Genomic DNA, 466 nt, shown 5'->3' with positions numbered 1-466 from the left:
TTATCTATATGTGATTCGAACTGGCTCGATGGAACAACGAAAACATAATGGCATGCTGCGAGCGAAGCTAGGCGCTGAAGATTTATTTGGTTTTACTTTCCTTGATGAACACAAAGAATCGCAAGAAGACTACAGCGCAATCGCAATAGAAAACACTTTATTATACTTAGTTCCTCATTCAGATTTGTTGAATCTCTTAGATGAATATCCAGACTTTGCAGAGCATTTTGCCAGTAATGTACAAGTACGTTTGCATTCGGCATTAGATGTTGTGTGGTCAGACAGTGAAAAAGGGGTGTTTGTTAAAAAAGTATCCGAAGTATCGAGTGATAAAATTGTAGTAGTTGACTCAAGTACTCCCATTAGAAAAGTAGCTGAAGAGATCATGGCGGTTTGTTCTCCGACTGCCGTTATTACTGAAAATGGAAAAATTGTTGGTTTGGTAACTGACCGCGATATGACCAAG

General features: G+C 38.8%; 1 protein-coding gene. It reads left to right on the top strand.

The genetic code is table 11. The annotated features are described in order from the left end of the window. Positions 1-466 (top strand): CBS domain-containing protein (locus GQR38_RS20090; protein WP_165738050.1); only part of this gene is annotated, 466 nt, incomplete at both ends.

This window comes from Pseudoalteromonas sp. c7(2019) (assembly GCF_011378625.1).
GTDB lineage: Bacteria > Pseudomonadota > Gammaproteobacteria > Enterobacterales > Alteromonadaceae > Pseudoalteromonas > Pseudoalteromonas arctica.
Note: the sequence above shows the minus strand (reverse complement) of the source record. Positions and strands in the feature narration are given on the sequence as shown.